This is a genomic window from Qipengyuania benthica, from assembly GCF_030717865.1.
GTDB lineage: Bacteria > Pseudomonadota > Alphaproteobacteria > Sphingomonadales > Sphingomonadaceae > Qipengyuania > Qipengyuania benthica.
This window is the reverse complement of record NZ_JAVAIL010000006.1, coordinates 57,679-82,431: the sequence shown is the minus strand read 5'-3', so window position 1 is coordinate 82,431 and position 24,753 is coordinate 57,679. Positions and strand designations below refer to the sequence as shown.

The window sequence follows — 24,753 nt, the reverse complement described above, 5'->3', positions numbered from 1 at the left end:
ACTCTAGCGTCGTCGAAATCGATAGTACCACACCTCGTGGCCGAACACGTCGCGGGCCTTTTTCTCGTAGCGGGTTTCGGGCCAGCCCGAGGGGCGCTGCTGCCAGCTGGCGGGGCCGTCGGTCAGCCATTCGAAGACGTGCGCGAACCGCCGCATCACCATCAGCGCGTGACGCAGATAGATCGCGTGATCGGTGCCGAAGCGGAATTCGCCGCCGGGTTTCAGCTTATCGGCGAACATCTGCACCGGACCGTCGTTCATCATCCGCCGCTTGGCGTGCTTGTTCTTGGGCCAGGGGTCGGGGTGGAGCAGATAGAGCATGGTCAGCGCGCCATCGGGCACCCGTTCCAGCACTTCCAATGCATTGCCCGCGTCCAGCCGGATGTTGGCGAGCTTCTGCTCCTCGATCTGCGCCAGCGCCTGCGCGACGCCGTTCATATAGGGCTCGGCGCCGATGAAGCCGTGATCGGGGAGCAGATCGGCGCGGTAGGCAAGATGCTCGCCGCCGCCGAAGCCGATCTCGAAGTGCAGCGGGCGCTCCGTTCCGAACAGGCGTTCGGCGGTCACCGGGCCGGTCTCGGGCACCGCGATCCGGGGCAGCAGATTGTCGACCAGCCCCTGCTGATGGGTGCGCAGCGGTTTGCCGATCGAACGACCGTAAAGCCGCTTCAGCGTGGTCGGGTCGCCTTCCTTGAATGCCGTCATGCCGCGCCCCCTAGCGGGGTCGCCCCCGCTCCGTCCAGAGAGCGCGGGGTTGCGCCATGGATTGCTTCGCTTCGCTCGCAATGACGAGAGGTGGGGGCGGTGCCCTCTTCTCCAGCTTCGTCATGGCGAGGAGCGCAGCGACGACGCCATCCATGGAGCCGTCCGGCTGCTCACCAACGGGCAACGCCCGGGACCTTGCGGCTCCGGGCGTCTTTTCTCGTCCAGGCGACGATGTAAATTCGGTTGCGCGGCGGCTCAGGCCGCTTCGGCCTCTTCGTCGGGATCGCGCAGCACATAGCCGCGGCCCCAGACGGTCTCGATGTAATTCTCGCCGGCGCAGGCATGGCTCAGCTTCTTGCGCAGCTTGCAGATGAACACGTCGATGATCTTCAATTCGGGTTCGTCCATCCCGCCATAGAGGTGGTTGAGGAACATTTCCTTGGTCAGCGTGGTGCCCTTGCGCAAGCTCAGCAGCTCGAGCATCGCATATTCTTTGCCGGTCAGATGCACCCGCGCGCCATCGACCTCGACGGTCTTGGCATCCAGGTTCACCGCCAGCTTGCCGGTGCGGATGACCGACTGGCTGTGGCCTTTCGAGCGGCGCACCACGGCGTGGATGCGGGCGACCAGTTCCTCGCGGTGGAACGGCTTGGTGACGTAATCGTCGGCGCCGAAGCCGAAACTGCGGATCTTGGAATCCATTTCGGCGACGCCCGACAGGATCAGCACCGGGGTCTGGACCTTGGCGACGCGCAGTTTCTTGAGCACGTCGTAACCGTGCATGTCGGGCAGGTTGAGATCGAGCAGGATGATGTCGTAATCATACAGCTTGCCCAGATCGAGGCCTTCCTCGCCCAGATCGGTCGAATAGACGTTGAACCCCTCGGTGGTGAGCATCAGCTCGATCGCCTTGGCGGTCGTCGGTTCGTCTTCGATCAGCAATACTCGCATGGGTGCTCCCCTCGCTTGGCCCCAAAGATTTTTCCGCAACCGGTCGGTAAGGTGTTGCGCCCTATTAACCACACAAGCACTGAACGGAAAAGGTTAACGACGGGTAAAGCGGGTCGATTTTTCTCGCCGGTTCACCGCCGGTTAGGGGTTTCGTAAGCGGCGATTGGGGCGGTTCGATGGCGATCCGGACTGCGCGAATCGGCGACCCCAAGGCGGGCGCCGGGTTAGTAGTTCGCCAGTTTCTTGGCACGGCGGCGCTGCGCGCTCGAGCCGATGCCGATCGCCTCGCGATATTTGGCCACCGTGCGGCGGGCGAGATCGAAACCCTCGGCCTTGAGCAGATCGACCAGCTTCTGGTCCGAGAGCACCGCTTTGGGATCTTCGCCGTCGCACAGCGCGCGGATGCGGGCCTTGATCGCTTCGGACGAGGCGCCTTCGCCATCGGCTGCGGCGACCCCGCTGGAGAAGAAATATTTGAGTTCGAACGTGCCGCGCGGGCAGGAGAGATATTTGTTGCTGGTCACCCGGCTGACCGTGCTTTCGTGCATCGCGATCGCCTCGGCCACTTCGCGCAAGGTCAGCGTCTTCATCGCCGACACCCCGCTGCGGAAGAAGCCCTCCTGGCGACGGACGATCTCGGCGGCGGTCTTGAGGATGGTCTTCTGACGCTGGTCGAGCGCGCGGATCAGCCAGTCGGCCTCGGACAATTGCTCGTTGAGCCAGGACAGCGAGCGCTTGTCGCGCGCGCCGGTTTTCAATTCGAGGAAATATTCGCGATTGACCACCAGCCGCGGCAGGCTGGCCTCGTTGATGCGGATGGTCCAGCCATCCGCGCCATCCGAAGCGATCAGCACATCGGGCACCACCGCGGACTGGCCCTCGCCGCCGAAGCGGCAGCCGGGTTTGGGATCGTAGCTTCTGAGCTCGGCGAGCATGTCGGCGAAATCCTCGTCGTCGACCTCGCACATCCGTTTGAGCCGCGCGAATTCGCCCGCGGCGACCAGATCGAGATTGTCGATCAGCCGCGCCATGCACGGATCGTAGCGATCCGCCTCGCGGGCCTGCAGCGCGAGACATTCGCTCAAGCTTCGCGCGCCGACCCCCGTCGGGTCGAGCGTCTGGATCAGTTCGAGCGCGCGTTCGGCCTCGGCCAGCGGGATGCCGAGTTCCTCGCCCAGCGCCAGCAGATCGCCGGTGAAATAGCCCGCCTCGTCCAGTTCGCCGATCAGCCGCGCGGCGACGAAGGCCTCGCGCTCGTCATGCGCGACCGAGCCGATCTGTTCGGTGAGATATTCGGCCAGCGTCGGCTCGCCGCTGGCGCGGTTTTCGAGATCGGGCGGGCCGTCCTCCGACATGCCGCCCGCATTCGCCGCGCGGCCCCAATCGCCCTGATCGCCCGGCGCGGCATCGGGATCGAGCGCGCTTGCGGAAATGTCGAGCGCCTCGGTACCGTCGGACCCGCCATCGCTTTCATGCTCGCGCGGTTCGGGGGCGGCACCGTCTCCCTCGCCCGGCCCCTCTCCCGAGCCATCGCGTGGGCCACTTCCGGGCTCGCGGCTGGTCTCGCCCATCTCGAGCAGCGGATTGCTCTCCAGCGCCTCGCCGACGAAGGTCTCGATCTCGAGGTTGGACAGCGCCAGCAGCTTGATCGCCTGCTGCAATTGCGGCGTCATCACCAGCGATTGCGTCTGGCGCAGATCGAGGCGCGGGCTCAGGGCCATGCCGTCGCCCTAGGACCCGGAAGGCGAGGCGGCGCTCACAAGGTGAAGTCCTCGCCCAGATAGAGCCGGCGCACGTTTTCGTCGGCTACCAGCGCTTCGGGGGTGCCCGCGAACAGCACCTGCCCGCCGTAGATGATGCAGGCGCGATCGACGATATCGAGCGTCTCGCGCACGTTGTGATCGGTGATCAGGACCCCGATGCCGCGCTGCTTCAAATCGATCACCAGATGACGGATATCGTTGATCGACAGCGGATCGATCCCGGCGAAGGGCTCGTCGAGCAGCATGATCGAGGGCTTGGCGGCGAGCGCGCGGGCGATCTCGCAGCGCCGCCGCTCGCCGCCCGACAGCGCCATCGCGGCGCTGGCCCTGAGCCGGGTGAGGCCGAATTCGTCGAGCAGCCGTTCCAGCTCCTGCGCGCGCACGTCCTTGTCGGGCTCGACCATCTCGAGCACGCAGGCGATGTTCTGCTCCACCGTCATCCCGCGAAAGATGCTGGTCTCCTGCGGCAGATATCCCAGCCCGAGAATCGCGCGGCGGTACATCGGCAGCTTGGTGACGTCCTCGCCATCCATCAGGATGCGGCCGGCATCGGGGCGCACCAGCCCCATGATCGAATAGAAGCAGGTCGTCTTGCCCGCGCCATTGGGGCCGAGCAGGCCGAGCACCTCGCCCTTGGCCACGGTCAGCGAGATATCCGACAAGACCACGTTCTTGTCGTAGCTCTTGGCGATCGACACGACCTCGAGCCCGCCATTCGGTAGCGGCGGCGCGGCCTCCGCGACGGCTTCCTCGGCGAGGTGGTCGGGTTTCAGCGCGCCGGCTTCCAGCTCGGGTGGGGCGATATCGGCCATGGGAGGGCTTTAGCATGCGGGGCGGACGTGAAAACCCCGCTGGTCGTGCTCTTGGTCGTGCTGGGAGCGCGTTTGGTGGCGCAAAGGCCGTGACGAGCGCAGGAGAAGCCCGTTCGCGCAATTTCGTGTCGAAACCGGACGGCCCGCCGCACCGCAACTTGCTTACCTCGCGGAATTCTGGAATAAATCCTCGCGGGACAGGAAAAAAAGGGAGTCGCACCGATGAACAGGGCGATCGAGAGCAGGGCGCGCGACCACAAGGTCCACGATCATTCGACACACCGTCACGCGACCCGGGCCCGCGACTGGCGCCGCGCGATGAGCGACAATGTGGCGCTGGCGCTGATCGTCTACACCGGTCTGCAGATTTTCATGACGGTCAACGCGCTCAAGCAGGGCTTCTCCTCGATCATGCCCTATGTCGCGCTGGTGTTCCTGGTCGGCGCGATCATCCCCGCCTGCCGCTGGTTCGAGCGCCGCTGGATCAATCTCGACGATGTCGAAGCGCATGATCCGCAGCTGGGCTATGCCTACCGCCGCGACCAGATCGCGCTTTGGCTGCTGGCGATCGGGCTGCCGGTGCTGATGACCGCAGCCTTCAAGATGATGTTCTGACCGCGCCCGCGGGGGCCGGACCCCTGCGATGCCAAAATCCTGCGGCAATTGCCAAGCGCGGCGCGGCGACCTACCCGGACCGGCATGACAGCTTCCGGAAACTCCCCCGCATGATCGACTCCGAAACGGCGGTGGCGCGCTGCGCCGATCTGGTCGAGACCGCCCGACGGCTGGGCGCCGATGCCGCCGATGCGGTGACCACCGCCCAGGCTTCCGAAAGCGTCTCGATAAGGCTCGGCAAGTTGGAAGAGGTCGAACGCTCGGAGGGCGAGTCGATATCGCTGCGGGTCATGGTCGGGCAGCGCTCCGCCTCGATCCAGACCAGCGATTTCTCGCGCGACAGCTTCGCGGAACTGGCCGAGCGGGCGCTGGCGATGGCGCGGCTCGCGCCGGAGGATCCCTATTCCGGCCTCGCGCCGCAGGACCGCCTGTTCACCGGCGCAATCCCCGATCTCGCCCTCGCGGACCCCCACGAGCCGAGCCCCGAAGCTCTGCGCGAAGCCGCGCTCGAGGCCGAGGACGCAGCGCGGGCGATTCCCGGCGTGACCAAGTCCGACGGCGGCAGCGCGAGCTTCTCGCAATCGGTCAGCGCGCTGGTCACCTCGCACGGGTTTGCCCATGGCTACGAGGCGACCGGGCACAGCCTGTCCGCCAGCGTGGTCGCGGGCGAGGGCGGCCGGATGCAGACCGATTACGACTATCGCGCCGCGCGCCACCGCGCCGATCTGCCCGGCCCGGCGGCGATCGGCGCCGAGGCGGGGCGCCGCGCGGTCGCCAAGCTCGACCCGAAATCGATGCCGAGCGGACCGCTCCCGGTGGTGTTCGATCCCAGGGTGGGCAACGGATTGATCGGCCATCTGCTGGGGGCGATGAGCGGCCCCGCGGTGGCGCGCAAATCCTCCTTCCTGCTCGGCAAGGAGGAGGACGAATTGTTCGATTCCGCGATTCGCATCCTCGAGGAGCCGCACCGCCCGCGCGGGCTGCGCTCGCGGCCCTTCGACGGCGAGGGCCTGCCGACCAACACACGCGCGCTGGTCGAGAACGGCCGTATCTTCGGCTGGCTGACCAATGCCGCCGCGGCGCGCCAGCTCGAGGCCCCGCTGACCGGCCATGCCGCGCGCGGCGGGGGCGGCGCGCCCGGGGTCGCGGCGAGCAATGTCCATCTGGAGCCCGGAACTTTGTCGCGCGACGAACTGATCGCCGATATCGCCGATGGCGTGCTCGTCACCAGCGTCTTCGGCCAGGGGGTCAATCTGGTCACCGGGGATTACAGCCGGGGGGCCAACGGCTTCCGCATCATCGACGGGCAGATCGCCGGACCGGTGGCCGAGATCACCATCGCCGGCAATCTGCTCGCCATGTTCCGCGCGCTGGTGCCCGCCAACGATCTCGCAATGATCCACGCGGTCAACGTGCCGACCCTGCGAGTGGACGGAATGACGGTGGCGGGCGAATGATCCGCCAAGCGACCGGGCGGCGCCTGCTCGCATTGCTGCTCCTGTTCGCGGCCTTGCTTCCGGCGAGCCCGGCCCTGGCCGTGGTGCCCCGGCTCGATTCTCCCGCGACGCCCCCAGCCGCGGACACGCCGGCGCGGACGATCGAGGATACGCAGGACAGCGGTTCGGATACGCGCATCGCCGCCCGAATCCGCGGCATCTTCCGCGAATTGCCCGCCTTTTCGAGCGTTGAAGTCGCCGCCAACGAAGGCGTGGTCACGCTCGGCGGGACGGTTCCGGCGCAGGAGGATATCGCCCGCGCCGAGGCGATCGCCGGGCGCGTGGCGGGGGTGGTGACGGTCGAGAACGCGATCGAGCGCGATGTCTCGCTCGACGCGTCGCTCGGCGGTCTGGCGGGCATCGGCGAGCGGCTCGACGCGGTGATCAGGCTGCTGCCGCTGCTCGCGGTTGCGCTGGTGGTGGCGCTGGCCATCGTGCTGCTGGGCTATCTGCTGGCTAGCCTGACCGCACTGTGGCGGCGGATTACGCCCAATCCCTTCCTTGCCGAGCTGATCGCCAGCGCGATCCGCTTCGCTGCGGTCGTGCTCGGCACGGTGGTCGCACTCGACATGCTGGGGGCGGGCACGCTGATGGGGGCGGTGCTGGGCGGTGCGGGCGTGATCGGGATCGCGCTGGGTTTCGCCATGCGCGACACGATCGAGAATTACGTCGCCTCGCTGATGCTCAGCCTGCGCCAGCCGTTCCGCGCCAACGAATGGGTGATGATCGGCGATCTGGAAGGCCGCGTGATCCGCCTGACCAGCCGCGCGACGGTGCTGATGACGCTCGACGGCAATCATCTGCGCATCCCCAATTCGCAGGTGTTCAAGGCGGTGATCACCAATTTCACCCGCAACCCGCACCGGCGCTTCCAGTTCGATCTCGGGGTCGATGCCGACGACGATGCGAGCGCGGCGCGGCTGCTGGGCCGCGACATGCTGGCCGCGCTGCCCTTCGTGCTCAAGGATCCGCCGCCCGAGGCGCGGATCGTCGAAGTGGGCGAATCCAATGTCGTGATCCGCTTCCTGGGCTGGATCGACCAGAACGAGAGCGACTGGTTCAAGACCCAGAGCCAGGCCATCCCCGCGGTCAAGCAGGCGCTGGAGCAGGGCGGCTTCGCGCTGCCCGAGCCAATCTATCGCCTGCGCTTCGATCCGCGCTCGGCCACGGTGCCGTTCGAGAACATCAACGAGGGGAGAGGCGAGCGGGATTCGCGCCCCGCTTCGCCCGGCAATTCGCCCGCACCGCCCGTGCTTCCCCGCGAGGATCTGCGCCCCGCCGACGAGGTCGCGCAGATGGTCGATGCCGAGCGCGCAGCCGGAGCGGGCGAGACCGATCTGCTCGATTCCTCCCGCCCGATCGAATAGCCGCGGACAGGGCCGGTCGGCTCAGTCGGATTTGCCGGCGTCGCTGGCGCGCTCCACCGATTCCAGCACGATCTGCTTGGCCTCGGCGGCATCGCCCCATTTGCCGACCCGCACCCACTTCTCCTTCTCGAGATCCTTGTAGTGGGTGAAGAAGTGCTCGATCTGCTCGAAGATGATCGAGGGCAGATCCTTGGTTTCGGCGACGTCGGTGTAATAGGGGAAGGTGGTGTCCACCGGCACGCAGATCAGCTTCTCGTCGCCGCCGTGCTCGTCCTCGAGGTGGAGCACGCCGATCGGCCGGGCGCGGACCACGCAGCCGGGGATGAAGGGGCTGCGCGCGATCACCAGCGCATCGAGCGGATCGCCATCGGGCGAGAGCGTGTGCGGCACGAAGCCGTAGTTCGCCGGGTAACGCATCGGCGTGTGGAGGATGCGATCGACGAACAGCGCGCCCGATTCCTTGTCGAATTCGTATTTCACCGGTTCGCCGCCGGTCGGCACCTCGATGATGACGTTGAGGTTGTCGGGCACGTTCTCGCCGGTGGCAATCTTGTCGATACGCATAGGAGGGTCTTTCTCAGGAGCTTTCGCTGACGGGCGCAGCGCTTAGCTGGGCATGGTGGCGCCTGCCACAGGAAATTTCGTGCAGAGATCGCGAAGAAGCTGGAAGGTGTTTCACACCAAGACACGAAGACGGCGCGCTGGCGGCGAAACCGCTTTGGAACTGCAGCCGAGGATTGTCGGCCTGCGGCGAGGGACCGCATCTCCGCGCCCTCTGCTCCTCTGCGCCCTCTGCGCGAACCCTCTTGTGCGCCCCCGACATTGCGCACCACCCACAAGCCTCCTAATCGCGCATCCCATGTCCAAAACCATGTCCAAAAACACCCCTCAGGCCATTCGCGGCACGCAGGATATCTTCGGCCCCGATGCGGAGGCCTTCGCCTTCGTGGTCGAGACCTTCGAACGCGTCCGCCGCCTCTACCGCTTCCGCCGCGCCGAAATGCCGGTGTTCGAAAAGACCGAGGTCTTCGCCCGCTCGATCGGCGAGACCACCGATATCGTCTCCAAGGAGATGTACAGCTTCGAGGACCGGGGCGGGGAGAGCCTCACGCTGCGGCCCGAATTCACCGCCGGGATCGCGCGCGCCTATCTGACCAACGGCTGGCAGCAGCACGCCCCGCTCAAGCTCGCCACCCACGGCCCGCTGTTCCGCTACGAGCGCCCGCAGAAGGGCCGCTACCGCCAGTTCCACCAGATCGACGCCGAGATCGTCGGCGCGGGCGAGCCGCAGGCCGATGTCGAACTGCTGGCGATGGCCGACCAGCTGCTGCGCGAGCTGGGCATCACCGGCGTGACGCTGCAGCTCAACACTCTGGGCGACGGCGACAGCCGCGAGGCGTGGCGCGCCGCGCTGGTGGAGCATTTCCGCGCCGTGAAGAACGAATTGTCCGAGGATTCGCAGGAGCGGCTGGAGAAGAACCCCCTTCGCATCCTCGATTCCAAGGACCGGCGCGACCAGCGCTTCGTCGCCGATGCGCCCCGGATCGACCAGTTCCTGTCCGACGAGGCGCGGCGGTTCTTCGAGGCGGTGACCAGCGGGCTGGATGCGGCGGGCGTCAAATGGCAACGCGCCGAAAGCCTCGTGCGCGGGCTCGACTATTACCGCCACACCGCCTTCGAATTCGTCCCCGACGAAGGCAGCGCCGCCGCCGCCGCGCTCGGCAGCCAGAGCACGGTGCTCGGCGGTGGGCGCTACGACGGGCTGATGGAATCGCTGGGCGGCCCGCCCACACCCGCGGTCGGCTGGGCCGCAGGGATCGAGCGGCTGGCGATGCTGGTGGGAGAGAAGGCGCCGGACCGTCTCGAAGCGATGGTTCTCGTCGAGAACGATGCAGGGGTGGCGGATGCGATAGAATTGTTGGCCAGCCTTCGTGAAGGCGGGATCGTCGCCGATATCATGGCCACAGGCTCTCCGAAGAAGCGCTACGACAAGGCGGTAAAACAAGACCCGCAGCACATCCTGCGCGTGGACGAGCGCGGCTATCACGGCATTTCCGGTGAGGGCGATACCGCCAGGATCGTCGCGGCGCTGGCGAAGAGGAAACCGTCGCCCTGAACTCGACGGTCACCCCGAACCCACCCGTCACCCCGAGCCCACCCGTCACCCTGAACTTGTTTCAGGGTCCATTCCTCCTCGCGCGCCCACCGTTATGGGGGCAAGCTGGATACTGAAACGAGTTCAGCATGACGGGTTGGAGAGGTTGGGTGCGCCGCCACGCCCATCCGACCCACTCGTCACCCCGGACTTGATCCGGGGTCCCGCTTGTGAGGGCACGGCGAAACACCTTTCCTACACGCGGCAGGTTTGGCATTGCCGGGTGCGAAGACATTCCGACCCCTCGCTTGGGCAACTCGCTCGCTGGCGGAGGAACCGTCACCCCCCGATCTGTCACCCACGACCATGAAAACCCCGCTTATGTTATTGTTCTATAAGAATATATCGTTGTCGGATGTGGGTGACACCCCTGTCACCCTGTGTCACCCTCTCCGCCCGGGCGCGGGTGACACCCCCGTCACCCTGTGTCACCCGCATCGGGCGCACCGCGCATGACCATTCCGCTCGAACGTCTCGACCAGATCACCCATCGCTTCGCCGAACTCGAGGCGCGGATGGCGAGCGGTACGCTCGAGGGCGAGGCCTTCGTCCAGGCCAGCCGCGACTATGCCGAGCTGGAGCCGGTCGCCCGGATCGCGGGCGAGGCGAAGGCGATGCGCGCGGAGTTGGCCGAGCTCGAGGCGATGCTCGCCGACCCCGAAATGCGCGCGATGGCGGAAGAGGAGCTGGCCGCGATCCGCACCCGCCTGCCCGAGGCCGAGCGCCAGCTCGCGCTCGCCATGTTGCCGCGGGACAGCGCCGATGCCAAACCCGCCATGCTCGAGATCCGCGCGGGCACCGGCGGCGACGAGGCGGCGCTGTTCGCGGGCGACCTGTTCCGGATGTACGAACGCTACGCCGCCGAGAACGGCTGGAAGGTCGAACCGGTCAGCATGAGCGCGAGCGAGGTCGGCGGGTTCAAGGAAATCGTCGCCAATGTCGCCGGACAGGGCGTGTTCGCCAAGCTCAAGTTCGAAAGCGGGGTCCACCGCGTCCAGCGCGTTCCCGAAACCGAGAGCGGCGGCCGGATCCACACTTCGGCGGCCACCGTCGCGGTGCTGCCCGAAGCGGACGAAGTGGATGTCCAGCTCGAGGACAAGGACCTCAAGATCGACACCTACCGCGCCAGCGGGGCGGGCGGGCAGCACGTCAACACCACCGATTCGGCGATCCGGATCACCCATCTTCCCACCGGCACTGTGGTCACCTGCCAGGACGGGCGCAGCCAGCACAAGAACAAGGAAAAGGCGCTCCAGGTGCTGCGCTCCCGGCTCTACGAGGCGCAGCGCGAGGCGACGCAAGGGGCCGAGGCCGAGGCGCGCAAGGCCATGGTGGGCAGCGGCGACCGCTCCGAACGGATCCGCACCTACAATTTCCCGCAAGGCCGGGTCACCGATCACCGCATCGGGCTGACGCTGCACAAGCTGCCCGAGATCATCGCCGGGCCGGGCCTGGGCGAATTGATCGATGCGCTGATCGGCGAGGACGAGGCCAAGCGGCTGGCGGCGATGGCCGAGTGAATCTGGCTGCAAACACGGTCGGCGGCGCAATTCGGGAGGCGGCCGAGCGACTGGCGGCGAGTTCGGACACCGCGCGGCTCGATGCCGAACTGCTGATGGCCCACGCGCTCGGCGTCACCCGCTCCGACCTGCTGCTGCGCCACATGCGCGATCCCGAACCGACGCGTTTCGCGGCGCTGGTCACCCGCCGCGCGGGGCACGAGCCGGTGGCGCATATCCTCGGACGGCAGGAATTCTACGGGCTCGATCTCAAGGTCACCCGCGACACGCTGATCCCGCGCGGCGACAGCGAGACGCTGGTGGAGGCCGCGCGCGACTGGTTCGCGACCCGCCCATCGCCAGCGCGGATCCTCGATCTGGGCACCGGCACCGGTGCGCTGCTGCTCGCCGCGCTGTCGCTGTGGCCCGAAGCCGAAGGGGTCGCCATCGATGCCAGCGAAGCCGCGCTGGCGGTCGCGCGGGAGAACGCGGCGGCGCTGTGGATGGGCGAGAGGGCCGTCCTGCACCATGCGAGCTGGCGCGAGGAGGGCTGGGCGCAGCCGCTGGGCCGGTACGACCTCGTGCTGTGCAATCCGCCCTATGTGGAGGACAAGGCCGATCTCGCGCCTTCGGTCCGCGATCACGAACCCGCCGCGGCGCTGTTCGCGGGCCCCGAAGGCCTCGACGATTATCGCATCCTCATCCCCGCCCTGCGCGGTCTGATGAGCGAGCGGGGGGCCGCGATCCTCGAGATCGGCGCGAGCCAGGCGCAGGCGGTGGAGCGCCTTGCCGCCGCCGCCGGTTTCGCCGCCGCGCTCCATCGCGATCTCGCGGGCCGCCCCCGTGCCCTGTTGTTGACATAAAAGGCTTGGCAAAGCCCTCCGCAGCCCTTACCTCTCTAACCAGACCCTCGGAGCGCGGCGTGTCCGTCCCGGTGGTTCAAGCTCCTAAATTGCAGTTCTGGTGCGAGGTTCAGGCCCCGCATACCATGCATGAGAAGGGAGAGGCGGCTTGCCCCGGGGCAGGTGCGCAAGGGGGCATGCGGCCATAGGCGAACCCGGGGGTTCGCGCCGCGCCACAAGTGAGGACGGATACCCTTGAACAGCAATCACAACACCAATCGTAACAACAACCGGCGTCGCGGGCGCAACAACAACCCCAACCGCGGCCAGGGGGGCGGCGGCAACCAGTCCAACCGGATCGACAGCCGCGCGCGGGGCAATGCGCCGCAGATGCTCGACAAGTACAAGAAGCTGGCTCAGGACGCCCAGCACAATGACGATCGGGTGCAGGCGGAGTATTATCTCCAGTTCGCAGATCACTATTTCCGCGTCATCGCCGACAACAAGGCGCGCCAGGACGAAGCCCGCGGCAAGCGCTCCGACGAGCGCAGCCAGGCCGACGACAGCGACAGCGACGATTCCGACAACGACAATCGCCGGCGCAACGTTTCCAGCAGCAATGGGAGCAGCGGCGAGGGCGGCGGCAATCGGCGCTCGCGCGGGCGCCGGGATGAAGGTCGCGACGACCAGGGGCGCGACGGGCAGGAGAACGCGCCGCGTTCGCGCAAGGCGCGCAATGCGAACGATCGCAACGATGACGATCGCAACGACAACGAGCGGGACGACGACCATCGCCAGGATCGCAGCGAGGGCGAGCCCTACGATGCGGACGACAATCCCTTCACCCGCGACGACAGCGACAATGAGAAGGCCGAGCAGGCCGAGCGCTCCAAGAAGCGCGTCGCGCGTCGCCGCAAGCCCGAAGCGGCCGAAACGGGTGCGGGCGCAGACGGCGGCGAGATCGCTGCGGCGCTCCCGCCGTCCTTCTCGGCCGAGAACGACGCTTCGTCCGAAGCCGAGGCATCCGAAGACAAGCCCGCTCCGCGCCGTCGCCGCCGCAAGGCCGAGGCCGATGGGGACACCAAGCTGAGCGTGGCGGGCTAGCCGCAGATTCGGTCGCCCGCGCGGGCCATCAGGCGATGGAGCGGCTCGTCCGTCTCATGAGCGCGAACCCGCGCTGGACGGCACTGGCGTGCGGCGCAGTGGCGGCGCTGGGCTATCCGCCGCTGGGGCTGTGGCCGATCGGCCTGGCGGGCGTCGCCGGATTGCTGTGGCTGATGCTCGCAGCATCGGGCTGGCGCGAGGCCGCGATGCGCGGCTGGCTGTTCGGCGTCGCGCATTTCTCGCTTACCAACAATTGGATAGCCACCGCTTTCACCCATCAGGCGGAGATGCCCGCGGCGCTGGGCTGGGTGGCGGTGCCGCTGCTGTCGCTCTATCTCGCGCTCTATCCCGCGCTGGCCGCAGGCGCCGCCCGCGCGCTGGTTCGCAGGCCCGGCATCCTGCCTCTCACGCTGCTGCTGGCGGCGAGTTGGATCGTGGGGGAATGGCTCCGAAGCTGGGTGTTCTCCGGCTATGCCTGGGGCCCGCTCTCGCTGATGCTGCTGGGGCCTTTCGAGCGTCCCGGCCTCGCCCTGCTGCTGCCCTTTACCGGTACCTATGCGCTTTCGGCGCTGGTCATCCTGCTCGGCGGACTGGCGCTGTGGCTTCTCACGACGCGGCGTTATCTGCCGCTCGCCGGAACCGCGCTGGCGCTCGCTGCGGCGATGTATCTGCCCCAGCCCGCCGCGCGGCCCGGTTCTCTGGCGCTGACGCTGGTCCAGCCCGATCTGCGGCAGGCGGAGTTGAACGACGCCAGCAAATACGAGGAACAGTTCCAGCGGCTGGCCCGGCTCAGCCGCCCCGCGCGCAATACCGATGCGCGGCTGGTGCTGTGGCCCGAGAGCGCGGTCCCCGACCATCTCGAGCCCGGCTATCCGCAGCGCTATTACGACCGCATGACCGCAGGCGGCGATCCCGTGTTCGCGCGCCGCCGGATCGCGCGCGCGATCGGGCCCGATTCGCTGCTGCTGACCGGCGCGGTCGATCTCGAGATCGGCAAGGAGGCCGGCTATCCCCGCGCAGTCGGGGCGTACAATTCCATCACCGCGATCGACGATGAAGGCGACATCGTCGGCAGCTATGCCAAGGCGCATCTGGTGCCTGGTGGCGAATATCTGCCGATGCGCGGTCTGCTCGAGCCGCTGGGCCTGACCCGGCTGGTGGCCGGAACGCTCGATTTCATCCCCGGTCCCGGCGCGCAGACCGTGAATCTGGGCCCCTGGGGCGAGGCGGGGATGCAGATCTGCTACGAGATCGTGTTCTCGGGCGAGACGGTCGATCCCGAAAACCGCCCCGACTATATCTTCAACCCCTCCAACGACGGCTGGTTCGGCATCTGGGGCCCGCCGCAGCATCTTGCGCAGGCGCGGATGCGCGCGCTCGAGGAGGGGCTGCCGGTGCTGCGCTCGACCACCACCGGGATCAGCGCGGTGATCGACGCCAATGGCGTGGTCCGCAGCCACATCGGCATGCACCGCGCCGACCGGATCGACACGCAGGTGCCCGAAGCAAAGCCGGCGACGCTGTTCGCGCGCGCGGGGCACTGGCTGACCGGCTTCTGGACACTGGTCTTTTTCCTGCTGTGGCTGGTTGCGGCGCGGCGGCGGCGAGGCTAGGTGGGAAGCAAGACATAAAGCTTTCCTTATATCGAGAATTGCAATGCGCAGCGAACATCTCTTCACCTCCGAGAGCGTCTCGGAAGGCCATCCCGACAAGGTTTCCGACCAGATTTCCGACGCTATCGTCGATCTGCTGCTGTCCAAGGATGCAGAAGCGCGGATCGCCTGCGAGACGCTGACCACCACCCAGCGCGTCGTGCTGGCGGGCGAGATCCGCTGCCGCGGCGTGTTCGAGAAGGGCGAATGGGTCGACGGCGCTCGCGAAGAGATCGAGCGGGTGGTGCGCGAGACCGTGCGCGACATCGGCTATCGCCAGGAGGGATTCCACTGGGAGACGCTGGTGCTGGAAAACCACCTGCATGGCCAGTCGAGCGAAATCGCGCAGGGCGTCGACGCCAGCGGCAACAAGGACGAGGGCGCGGGCGACCAGGGGATCATGTTCGGCTTCGCCTGCGACGAGACGCCGGACCTGATGCCGGCACCGCTCGATTACAGCCACAAAATCCTCGAGCGGCTCGCGCGCGACCGCAAGAGCGGTGCGGCTTCCTTCCTCGAACCCGATGCCAAGAGCCAGCTGACGCTGCGCTATCGCCACGGCAAGCCGGTCGCCTGCACTGCGGTGGTGGTCTCGACCCAGCACGCCAATGGCTATCACGAGGGCGAAAGGGAAGCCGAGCTCAAAGCTTACGTGAAGCGCGTGGTGGGCGAAATCCTGCCCCAGGGCTGGCTCGGCGACGAGACCGTGTGGCACATCAATCCCACCGGCGCTTTCGAGATCGGCGGCCCCGATGGCGACGCCGGGCTGACCGGGCGCAAGATCATCGTCGACACCTATGGCGGCGCCGCGCCCCACGGCGGCGGCGCCTTCAGCGGCAAGGACCCCACTAAGGTCGATCGTTCGGCCGCCTATATCACCCGCTATCTGGCGAAGAACATCGTCGCCGCCGGGCTGGCGACGCGCTGCACCATCCAGCTATCCTACGCCATCGGCGTGTCGCAGCCGCTGTCGCTCTATGTCGATACGCATGGGACGGGGACGGTAGAGGAACCCGCATTGGAGGCGGCGATCCGCTCGCTCGACACGCTGGGCGGGCTGACCCCGCGCGGCATCCGCACGCATCTGGGGCTCAACAAGCCGATCTATCGCAAGACCGCAGCCTATGGCCATTTCGGCCGCACGCCCGATGGCGATCTCTTCCCCTGGGAGCGGACCGATCTGGTCGACGCGCTCAAGACGGCGGTTTCGGCCTGAGGTCGCAGCGCCGCTAGGTCGGGCGCTCAGTCGGGCTGGTGCTCGCCATGGCGCGGGCTGGGGCGGTCGAGCGCCAGTTCGGCATCGGAAAAAGTGAACGGGCTGCGCACGCCGGGCATCCCGTCGAGCTCGATCTGCAATCCGCGCGCCTGTACCTGCGGGTCGGCGAAGACGGCATCGAGATCGTTGATCGGGCCAGCCGGGACTCCGGCCTCGCGGCAGGCGGCGAGCAGATCGGCCTGGGTCCAGCCGCTGGTCGATTCGGCGATCGCGCTTTCGAGCGGGGTGCGGTGTTCGATCCGTCCGCCATTGGTGGCGAAGCGCGGGTCCTGCGCCAGTTCGGCGCGATCGAGCAGCTTCATCAATCTGTGGAACAACCCGTCGTTCGCCGGCGCCAGAATCACGTGGCCATCGGCCACCGGATAGACGCCATAGGGCCCGACCTGCGCATGGGCATTGCCCATCCGCGGCGGATTGGCGCCGGTGGCGAAATAGCTCAGCCCCTGATTGGCGAGCAGCGCGACCGAGCAATCCATCAGCGCCATGTCGATCCACTGACCCTTGCCGGTGCGGTGGCGCATCAGCAGCGCCGCCTGCACCGCATTGGCCGCCCAGACCCCGCAGGACAGGTCGCTGACCGAGATCCCCATCTTCATCGGCGCGCCCTCGGGTTCGCCGGTCAGCGCCATGAAGCCGCTCATCCCCTGGACCACGAAATCATAGCCTGGCTCGTCGCGACGCGGTCCGTCCTGCCCGAAGCCGGTGATCGAACAATAGACCAGCGCCGGATTGGCCGCGGCCAGCGCTTGGTAGTCGAGCTCGAACTTGGCCAGCGTGCCCGGCTTGAAATTCTCGATCACGACATCCGCCCCGGCGGCCAGCTCCTTGAGCCGGGCGAGGTCCTCGGCACCGCGGAAATCGGCGACGATGCCGCGCTTGCCGCGGTTGCAGGCGTGATAATAGGCGGCAGTCCGTTCGCCCTCATGCTCGACCCAGGGCGGGCCCCACTGGCGCGTCGAATCGCCCTCGGGGCTTTCCACCTTGATCACGTCGGCGCCCAGATCGGCGAGGATCTGCCCGGTCCAGGGTCCGGCGAGCACGCGCGCAAGTTCGAGAACCTTGAGCCCGGCGAGCGGGGAATTCGGGTTGCGGGGTTGATCGAGCCACATGGAGGGGCTGCTGGGGCAGCATCGCGATCCGGTCAAGTCGCCCGGTCGGGTCGCCCGGTCAACGCGGCGCGGTCAGGTCACTCGATCCCGACGCTAGCCGCCAGCTCCGTGATCGCATCGAGGAATTCCTCGCGGAAGTCCTGCACCACCTGACGGCTCGAGCGGACCTGCTCGACCAGCCCGACACCCTGACCGACGAAATAGCTGACCAGTTCGCGCGCCTCGCCATTGCCCGCCGCCGCCGCGCGCTCGATCCGCGCGAAGGCGGGTTCGGAGACCATTCCCATCAGCGGCATCGGCAGCGTTCCCAGTCCCCCCGCATCGTCCCAGGCTGCGTGCCACGGGGTGCGCAGCTGGCGCGCGGGCTTGCCGGTGCGGCTGCGCGAGCGGATCGTGTCGCGGCTGCGCGCCGCCACCATCTTGGCGCGGAACGCCTCGCTGGTTTCCGCCTCGGGTGTCGCCAGCCAGATCGACCCGGTCCAGGCGCCCTGCGCGCCCGCCGCCATCATCCCCGCCATCTGCCCACCGGTCATGATCCCGCCCGCGGCCAGCACCGGGATGTCGTGCCCCGCTCCACCCAGCGCCCGGACGACTTCTGGGATCAGCACAAGAGTGGTAACCTCGCCGCAATGGCCGCCTGCCTCGGTCCCTTGCGCGACGATGATGTCGACCCCGGCTTCGGCTTGCCGAATGGCGTGTTCCTTGGCGCCGACCAGCGCCGCCACCGGTACGCCCAATTCCTTGCCGCGGGTGATCATCGCCGCTGGTGCGATCCCCAGCGCATTGGCGATCAGCTTGATCGGATGGCGGAAGGCCACCTCCATCAGCGCCAGCCCGTTTTCGGGGGTGATCCCCATCCGCTCCTTGAGGATCGGCATCTCGGGCTCGGGCGCGATTCCGTAGCGGGCGAGCAGATCATTGGTAAAACCCTGATAGGCGGGGTCGATCGCCGCGGCGCGCATCAGATTGTCGGACAGAGCGGTGACGCTGGGGTCGATCACCTCGGGGACCAGCACATCGACGCCATAAGGCGCGCCATCGACATGGGCGTCGATCCAGGCGAGCTCTTCCTCCAGCTGTTCGGGGGTGAAGCGGGTGGCGCCCAGCACCCCGAAGCCGCCCGCTCTGCTCACCGCCGCGACCACGTCGCGGCAATGCGAAAAGGCGAACAGCGGAAACTCCGCGCCGGTCAGTTCGCACACCCTGTTCATCGCCATATCCCTCGCCCTCTCTCCAGAGCCGGCACAGTGATGGCGAGGAGGGTGGGGCGCAAGCCCCGTGTCAGCAGCGGGTGATCAACTCTCGTAGCGCGCGGTGGTCTTGGCGGCGACCTCCTCGGCGCTGACGCCGGGCGCCAGCTCGACCAGCCTGAACGGGCTGGAATGGTCGGGGCGGCGGAACACCGCCAGATTGGTGACCAGCATATCGACCACATTGGTGCCGGTCAGCGGCAGGGTGCATTCGGGAATGAACTTGGGGCTGCCGTCCTTGGCGGTGTGGTCCATCACCACGATGATCTTCTTGACGCCCGCGACCAGATCCATCGCCCCGCCCATGCCCTTGATCATCTTGCCCGGGATCATCCAGTTTGCGATGTCGCCGTTCCCGGCCACTTCCATCGCGCCCAGCACGGTCAGGTCGATATGCCCGCCGCGGATCATGCCAAAGCTGGTGGCGCTGTCGAAATAGGCCGAATGCGGCAGTTCGCTGATCGTCTGCTTGCCGGCATTGATGAGATCTGCGTCCTCCTCGCCCTCATAGGGAAAGGGGCCGATGCCGAGCATCCCGTTTTCGCTCTGCAGCGTGACATGCATGCCCTCGGGGATGTGGTTCGCCACCAGGGTCGGGATGCCGATCCCCAGATTGACGTAATAGCCGTCCTCGAGCTCCTGCGCCGCGCGTGCGGCCATCTGGTTGCGGTCCCAGCCCGCAGTCTGGTCTGCCATCATTCGTCTCCAATAATCTGCGCAGGGATCGGGTCGGCGAGGAACCAGCCCTTGCCCAGCATCGCGTCGAGCCGCAGCGCCGTATCGGGCTGCCTGAGGTAGTGGAACAATTCGTCGAAATCGGCGCGTTGGTCGCCCAAGATGGCGACGACGCAATGGGTCTGCGCGATCTCGGTGCGCCTGGTGTGTTTGCGCTCGTCGAGCGAGCGCAGCAGCAGCAGTCGGTCCCGGCCCTGGGGATCGAGTCCGGTCTGCGCCAGAATGCTTCGCAGCGCATCCTCGAAGCCTGCACCCAGATGCGAAGTCCAGAACACCGTCACATCGCGCTCGCGCAGCTCGGCCAGCGCCGCGGCGAGGCGCGGATTGCCTGCGGCCGGGACCAGCGGATCGAAGCTTTCCTTGCCGGGGTCGAGATCGAGGATCGCCGCGGGGGGCTTGCCGCCGCACTCCATCCGCTCGGGCGTGAGCAGGTCCGGTTCGGCGAGCAGGGCGCTCTGGCGCGGCGTGAGGACGGGATTGCGCTGCGCCTGATCGAGCGTGTGGGCGAGGAAGCCCGCGACGATCCGGTCGCTGTCGGGAGTGGGCGCGGGGAGCGGGCCGTGGATGACGGTCAGTCCCGTCGAGGTCTCGGTTCGCACGGGGGCGGTTCCTGCTGCGGCAGCCTTGGGGGCAAGCCGCACATCCGCTTCTGCCGACGCTCCAGCCGCAGCGGAGGAAAGCGCACCCGGCCCAGCCTCGGCGGCGTCCAGCACGGCCACCGTTTCGATCCGTGCCGTCTTGGCCGCAGCCTGTGCTCGGGTGCCGCCATTCGTTTTGCTCGAAGTTGCCATCAGCGTTCCCGCCGCAAGCGGAATCGCCATCGCGACGCAGCCGGTCAGCGAAACGGCCGAGCCCAGCGCGCCCAGCGCAAGCAGGCCCCGCCGCAAGGTCACGCAGGCTTGCGCTCGCGCGTGGTCACGAACTCGATCTTCTTGTCGTAAGGCGCGCCCACGATCATCCGGTTCACGAAGACCCCGGGCAGATGGATGCAATCGGGATCGAGGCTGCCGGCGGGGACGATCTCCTCGACCTCCGCCACGCAGACCTTGCCGCAGGTCGCTGCGGGGGCGTTGAAATTGCGCGCGGTCTTGCGGAACACGACATTGCCGGTCTCGTCGGCCTTCCACGCCTTGACGATGGCGAGATCGGCGAAGATGCCGTGCTCGAGGATGTAGTCCTCGGCGCCGTTGCGACCGTCGAAGCTCTTGACCTCCTTGCCTTCGGCGACCTGGGTGCCCACGCCGGTCCTGGTGTAGAAGCCCGGAATGCCCGCGCCGCCCGCGCGCATCCGCTCGGCGAGCGTGCCCTGGGGGCAGAATTCGACCTCCAGCTCGCCGGCGAGGAACTGGCGCTCGAACTCCTTGTTTTCGCCGACATAGGAGGCGATCATCTTCTTCACCTGCCTGGTCCGCAGCAGCTTGCCGATGCCCTCGTTGTCGATCCCGGCATTGTTGCTGGCGAAGGTGAGGTTCTTCACCCCGCTGTCGCGGATGGCATCGAGCAGGCGCTCGGGCACGCCGCACAGGCCGAAGCCTCCGCTGGCGATCAGCATGTCGTCCTTGAGCAACCCGTCGAGGGCGGCGGCGGCATCGGGATAGAGCTTGTTCATGGCACCGTCGCTTAGCGAGGCGCGCGCGCCCTGTCACGGGGGGCGATCCCAGCGGCGGTTCGCGGGGCGATCACGGCGCCCCATGCAAGTATCTGTTGCATTTCATACAACTCGCAATGTTCTTTTCGCACTTGCACAAAAATTGCTGCGACCGCATATGTCTCCCTGCCTTTTAGGCATCCTCTCCCAAGACTTCCAAGCCCGGCCGGTTTATCCAGCCGGGCTTTTTTCTGTCCGCGGTCCGGGTTTCGCACCCAACGCGCACGCTTTTCGGACACCATCGGGCTCCCGCTCGGTTGCATCTGTGAAGGGCGCACCCAATCTGCGCTTCCTCGACAGACGCAAAGGAGCGAGACCGGGCATGGCAGATGCGGAAGCACAGATCGACGAGAAGACCGTCAGGCTTCAGGTGGCGGCGGCCCGGCAGGAGGAAAGCGGCCAGGGCATCGCCCGCCTCCCGCGCACCGCCTTCCAGGCGCTCGGCATCACCGAGGGCGATGTCGTCCAGATTTCGGGAAAGCGCGACACCGTCGCGCTCGCCATGCCCGCCTATGACGAGGATCAGTCGCTCGACGTGGTCCGGCTCGACGGGCTGCAGCGCGGCAATGCCGAGTGCGGCTCGGGCGAGCATGTCCAGATCGCCGCGGCCGAATCGCGCCCCGCGACCCGGGTGGTCTTCGCGCCCGCCAGCCGCGAGATGCGGCTCCAGGGCCCGACCCAGGCGCTCAAGCGCAATTTCTTCCGCAAGCCCCTGGTAGCGGGCGATCTGGTCGCCACCACCGGCCAGCAGCCGGTCCAGAACATGCCCCCCGAAGTGCGGCGGATGTTCAATGCGCCCGCCTATGCGCTCACCCAGATACGCCTCACCGTGGTCTCGACCGCGCCCAAGGGCATCGTCCATATCGACGAGAACACCGAGGTCGAGCTGCGCGCCGAGTTCGAGGAGCCCGCAGGCGGACGCGCTACGGTCAATTACGACGACGTCGGCGGTATGCAGGATACGATCCAGCAATTGCGCGAGATGGTCGAACTGCCGCTGCGCTATCCCGAATTGTTCACCCGACTTGGGGTCGATCCGCCCAAGGGGGTGCTGCTCCACGGCCCGCCCGGCACCGGCAAGACCAGGCTAGCGCAGGCCGTCGCCAATGAGAGCGATGCCTATTTCTCGATCATCAACGGGCCCGAGATCATGGGCTCGGGCTATGGCGAGAGCGAGAAGCGGCTGCGCGAGGTCTTCGAGGAGGCCAGCCGCAACGCCCCGGCGATCATCTTCATCGACGAGATCGATTCGATCGCTCCCAAGCGCGACCGGGTGCCGGGTGAGGCTGAAAAGCGCCTCGTTGCCCAATTGCTGACGCTGATGGACGGGCTGGAGGCGCGCGCCAATCTGGTCGTGATCGCCGCCACCAACCGCCCCGATGCGATCGACGAGGCGCTGCGCCGCCCCGGCCGTTTCGACCGCGAGATCGTGATCGGGGTCCCCGACGAGAACGGCCGCCGCGAGATCATCGGCATTCACACCCGCGGCATGCCGCTGGGCGACAAGGTCGATCTTCGCGAACTGGCGCGCACCACGCACGGCTTCGTCGGCGCCGATATCGCGGCGCTGGCGCGCGAGGCGGCGATCGACGCGGTGCGCCGGATCATGCCCCGGCTCGATCTCGACGAGCGGACCATCCCGCCCGAAGTGCTCGACGATCTCTACGTCAGCCGCGAGGATTTCATTTCGGCGCTGAAACGAATCCAGCCATCCGCGATGCGCGAGGTGATGGTGCAGGTCCCCAATGTCGCGTGGAACGATATCGGCGGCGTGTCCGAGGCGGTCGACAAGCTCAAGGAGGGCATCGAGCTGCCGATGAAGAACCCCGAGGCGTTTCATCGTCTCGGCATCCGCCCGGCCAAGGGGTTCCTGCTCTACGGTCCTCCCGGCACCGGCAAGACGCTGCTCGCCAAGGCCGTAGCCAAGGAGGCCGAGGCCAATTTCATCTCGATGAAATCGAGCGATCTGCTGTCCAAATGGTACGGTGAAAGCGAACAGCAGATCGCACGGATGTTCCGCCGCGCTCGCGCGGTGGCGCCCTGCGTGGTCTTCATCGACGAGATCGACAGTCTCGTGCCCGCGCGCGGCAGCGGGGGCAACGAGCCCCAGGTCACCGGCCGCGTCGTCAACACGATCCTGTCGGAGATGGATGGGCTGGAAGAATTGCAATCGGTGGTGGTGATCGGTGCGACCAACCGGCCGATGCTGGTCGATCCGGCGCTGCTGCGACCGGGCCGCTTCGACGAGCTGGTTTATGTCGGCCCTCCCGACCAGACGGGCCGCGAGCATATCCTCAAGATCCACACGCGCGACATGCCGATGGCAGCCGATGTCGATCTCGCGAAAATCGCGAACAAGACCAATCGCTTCACCGGGGCGGATCTGGAGGACATCGTGCGCCGCGCCGGGCTCAACGCGCTGCGCCGTGTCGGCAGCGGCGTCAGCGAAGTCTCGGCGGTCGATTTCGAGGAAGCCTTCGACGATTCGCGCGCCACCGTCACGCAGAAGATGGAGCAGGAATACGAAAAGATGCGCGGCGAGCTCAAGAAGCGCGCCGCCGAGGTCGCACCGATCGGCTTCATTCACGAAGGGATGGTGTCCTCGACCCGCGATGCCAAGCACGAGTAACGGCGTTCGGAGCGGGGCGGTGGCCGCGCCCTGCGGATCGCGCCGCTAGTTCTGGGTGCGTTCGTTCGCGGCCTGAACCTCGAGCCGGTGGCGGATCAGCGCATCGGGCATGTGCTCCTGCAGCCAGCAGATCATGTGCTCGCGCGTGGCGCAGCGCAGGTTCCACAGATCGCCGATGCTCGCGGCGCTCACCGACAGCCGCAGTTCCATGCTTTCGGGGTGCGCTTCGGTCATCAGCAGTGCCAGATTGCGACCGTCGAACAGATCATGCGCTTTGACGAAGCGTTCGAACTCGGCGCGGATCGGCTGAATGCGGGTGGCGGGATCGAGGTGGAGATAGACCGGGCCGGTCAGCCGCTCGCTCAGTCGCGACCAGTTCTCGAAGCTTTCGTCGAGGAAGCGCGAGGTCGGCACCACCAGTACGCGTTCGTCCCAGATTCGCACCGTGATGAAGCTCATGCGGATCTCCTCGACGCGCCCGACCTCGCCATCGACCTTGACCATATCGCCCAGCCGTAGCGGCTGGGTGAGCGCCATCTGCAATCCGGCGATCAGCGATTTGAGCGCCGGCTGCGCGGCCGCGCCCACCGCCAGCGCGGCGAGGCCCGCCGAAGCCATCAGCGTCACCCCGATATCGCGCACGCCGGGAATGTTGAGCATGATCAGCGCAATGGTGATCAGGATGATCGCGAAGCCGACCGTGCTGCTGAGGATCGAGACGCGCGTCCGCCTTGCGCGCATCGCCACCGGATCCGCGGCATCCTCGGCCTCGCGCTCGAGTCCGGCGGCCACGCCCTTGACCAGCGCATAGAGCACCCAGCCCATCAACGCGGGGGCGATGTAGCTCATCACCGTGTCCCACCCCCCGCCGGCGAGCGCCTCGCTGTGAACGGCGATGGAGATCGCCCAGCCCACCATCGCCCAGCGCATCGGTCGGCGCACCGTGTCGAGGATGAAATCGTCCAGCCAGGTGGTCGAGATGCGCGCGATGCGGCGCAGCATCCTGAACAGGACCGCATGCAGGATCAGCGCGATCACGATCGGCACGCCGAGCGCGATCCCGGTGGTGATCACCGCTTCCCAGGAAAGGTCCCAATTGCGCGGATCGTAGCGTTCGAACATGGGCGCGCGCCTAACCGCCCGAC

21 protein-coding genes are annotated in these 24,753 nt (G+C 67.2%); 10 read left to right on the top strand and 11 right to left on the bottom strand.

The features are described from left to right. Positions 1–3: 3 nt before the first annotated feature. The 4 genes from trmB to lptB all read right to left on the bottom strand — a co-directional run bounded on the left by trmB (position 4) and on the right by lptB (position 4,231). Positions 4–705, bottom strand: coding sequence for a tRNA (guanine(46)-N(7))-methyltransferase TrmB (gene trmB, locus Q9K01_RS14425; protein ID WP_305930818.1), 702 nt, complete (start codon positions 703–705; stop codon positions 4–6). A gap of 255 nt (positions 706–960) precedes the next feature. Then, positions 961–1,656: a response regulator transcription factor CtrA gene (gene ctrA, locus Q9K01_RS14420; protein WP_305930817.1), complete on the bottom strand. Its 696-nt coding sequence runs from the start codon at positions 1,654–1,656 to the stop codon at positions 961–963. Positions 1,657–1,880: 224 nt separating this feature from the next. Further along, a complete protein-coding gene (rpoN, locus tag Q9K01_RS14415) occupies positions 1,881–3,377 on the bottom strand; it encodes an RNA polymerase factor sigma-54 (RefSeq protein WP_305930816.1) in 1,497 nt (498 codons plus the stop codon). A gap of 35 nt (positions 3,378–3,412) precedes the next feature. Beyond that, positions 3,413–4,231, bottom strand: a complete 819-nt coding sequence (gene lptB, locus Q9K01_RS14410; RefSeq protein WP_305930815.1) for an LPS export ABC transporter ATP-binding protein — start codon at positions 4,229–4,231, stop codon at positions 3,413–3,415. A 222-nt stretch (positions 4,232–4,453) separates the two neighbouring features. Here lptB and Q9K01_RS14405 point away from each other — a divergent pair, with 222 nt between their 5' ends. From Q9K01_RS14405 to Q9K01_RS14395, 3 genes are all read left to right on the top strand, one after another. Further along, complete coding sequence (locus Q9K01_RS14405) at positions 4,454–4,846, top strand: hypothetical protein (protein WP_305930814.1); 393 nt, start codon at positions 4,454–4,456, stop codon at positions 4,844–4,846. 110 nt (positions 4,847–4,956) lie between these two features. Further along, the gene (locus Q9K01_RS14400; protein WP_305930813.1) at positions 4,957–6,303 is read left to right on the top strand and encodes a TldD/PmbA family protein; all 1,347 of its coding nucleotides are present in this window, start codon (positions 4,957–4,959) and stop codon (positions 6,301–6,303) included. After that, complete coding sequence (locus Q9K01_RS14395) at positions 6,300–7,709, top strand: mechanosensitive ion channel family protein (protein WP_305930812.1); 1,410 nt, start codon at positions 6,300–6,302, stop codon at positions 7,707–7,709. The genes Q9K01_RS14400 and Q9K01_RS14395 overlap by 4 nt, the downstream gene beginning before the upstream one ends. Positions 7,710–7,730: 21 nt before the next feature. Here Q9K01_RS14395 and ppa read toward each other — a convergent pair whose 3' ends face one another. Then, complete coding sequence (gene ppa, locus Q9K01_RS14390) at positions 7,731–8,273, bottom strand: inorganic diphosphatase (RefSeq protein WP_305930811.1); 543 nt, start codon at positions 8,271–8,273, stop codon at positions 7,731–7,733. 307 nt (positions 8,274–8,580) lie between these two features. On the opposite strand from ppa, the gene hisS reads away from it, so the two are divergent. The 6 genes from hisS to metK all read left to right on the top strand — a co-directional run bounded on the left by hisS (position 8,581) and on the right by metK (position 16,177). Further along, positions 8,581–9,825 (top strand): histidine--tRNA ligase, encoded by a 1,245-nt coding sequence (gene hisS / locus Q9K01_RS14385; RefSeq protein WP_422785332.1) that lies wholly within the window; start codon positions 8,581–8,583, stop codon positions 9,823–9,825. 491 nt (positions 9,826–10,316) lie between these two features. Beyond that, a complete protein-coding gene (gene prfA, locus Q9K01_RS14380) occupies positions 10,317–11,384 on the top strand; it encodes a peptide chain release factor 1 (protein ID WP_305930809.1) in 1,068 nt (355 codons plus the stop codon). A gap of 2 nt (positions 11,385–11,386) precedes the next feature. After that, positions 11,387–12,226, top strand: coding sequence for a peptide chain release factor N(5)-glutamine methyltransferase (prmC, locus tag Q9K01_RS14375; RefSeq protein ID WP_305930868.1), 840 nt, complete (start codon positions 11,387–11,389; stop codon positions 12,224–12,226). A 234-nt stretch (positions 12,227–12,460) separates the two neighbouring features. After that, positions 12,461–13,309, top strand: coding sequence for a DUF4167 domain-containing protein (locus Q9K01_RS14370; RefSeq protein WP_305930808.1), 849 nt, complete (start codon positions 12,461–12,463; stop codon positions 13,307–13,309). Positions 13,310–13,365: 56 nt separating this feature from the next. After that, positions 13,366–14,922 (top strand): apolipoprotein N-acyltransferase, encoded by a 1,557-nt coding sequence (lnt, locus tag Q9K01_RS14365; RefSeq protein WP_305930807.1) that lies wholly within the window; start codon positions 13,366–13,368, stop codon positions 14,920–14,922. Positions 14,923–14,965: 43 nt separating this feature from the next. Beyond that, on the top strand, positions 14,966–16,177 hold the full coding sequence (gene metK, locus Q9K01_RS14360) for a methionine adenosyltransferase (protein WP_305930806.1): 1,212 nt from the start codon (positions 14,966–14,968) through the stop codon (positions 16,175–16,177). 26 nt (positions 16,178–16,203) lie between these two features. Here metK and Q9K01_RS14355 read toward each other — a convergent pair whose 3' ends face one another. The 5 genes from Q9K01_RS14355 to Q9K01_RS14335 form a co-directional block, all read right to left on the bottom strand. Continuing rightward, entirely contained in the window at positions 16,204–17,346 is a 1,143-nt protein-coding gene (locus tag Q9K01_RS14355; protein ID WP_305930805.1) for a CaiB/BaiF CoA transferase family protein, read from the bottom strand. A gap of 77 nt (positions 17,347–17,423) precedes the next feature. Beyond that, positions 17,424–18,563, bottom strand: a complete 1,140-nt coding sequence (locus Q9K01_RS14350; RefSeq protein ID WP_305930804.1) for an NAD(P)H-dependent flavin oxidoreductase — start codon at positions 18,561–18,563, stop codon at positions 17,424–17,426. 78 nt (positions 18,564–18,641) lie between these two features. Beyond that, the gene (locus Q9K01_RS14345; protein WP_305930867.1) at positions 18,642–19,292 is read right to left on the bottom strand and encodes a CoA transferase subunit B; all 651 of its coding nucleotides are present in this window, start codon (positions 19,290–19,292) and stop codon (positions 18,642–18,644) included. Beyond that, positions 19,292–20,224 carry an HAD family hydrolase gene (locus tag Q9K01_RS14340; RefSeq protein ID WP_305930803.1) on the bottom strand — a complete coding sequence of 311 codons (933 nt, stop codon included), beginning with the start codon at positions 20,222–20,224 and terminating at the stop codon, positions 19,292–19,294. The genes Q9K01_RS14345 and Q9K01_RS14340 overlap by 1 nt, the downstream gene beginning before the upstream one ends. Beyond that, positions 20,221–20,940: a CoA transferase subunit A gene (locus Q9K01_RS14335; RefSeq protein ID WP_305930802.1), complete on the bottom strand. Its 720-nt coding sequence runs from the start codon at positions 20,938–20,940 to the stop codon at positions 20,221–20,223. Before Q9K01_RS14335 ends, Q9K01_RS14340 begins: the two co-directional genes overlap by 4 nt. A 361-nt stretch (positions 20,941–21,301) precedes the next feature. Between Q9K01_RS14335 and Q9K01_RS14330 the strand changes: the two genes are divergently transcribed. Next, complete coding sequence (locus Q9K01_RS14330) at positions 21,302–23,608, top strand: CDC48 family AAA ATPase (RefSeq protein ID WP_305930801.1); 2,307 nt, start codon at positions 21,302–21,304, stop codon at positions 23,606–23,608. A gap of 45 nt (positions 23,609–23,653) precedes the next feature. Here Q9K01_RS14330 and Q9K01_RS14325 read toward each other — a convergent pair whose 3' ends face one another. Beyond that, a complete protein-coding gene (locus tag Q9K01_RS14325) occupies positions 23,654–24,730 on the bottom strand; it encodes a mechanosensitive ion channel family protein (protein WP_305930800.1) in 1,077 nt (358 codons plus the stop codon). Positions 24,731–24,753 lie beyond the last annotated feature (23 nt).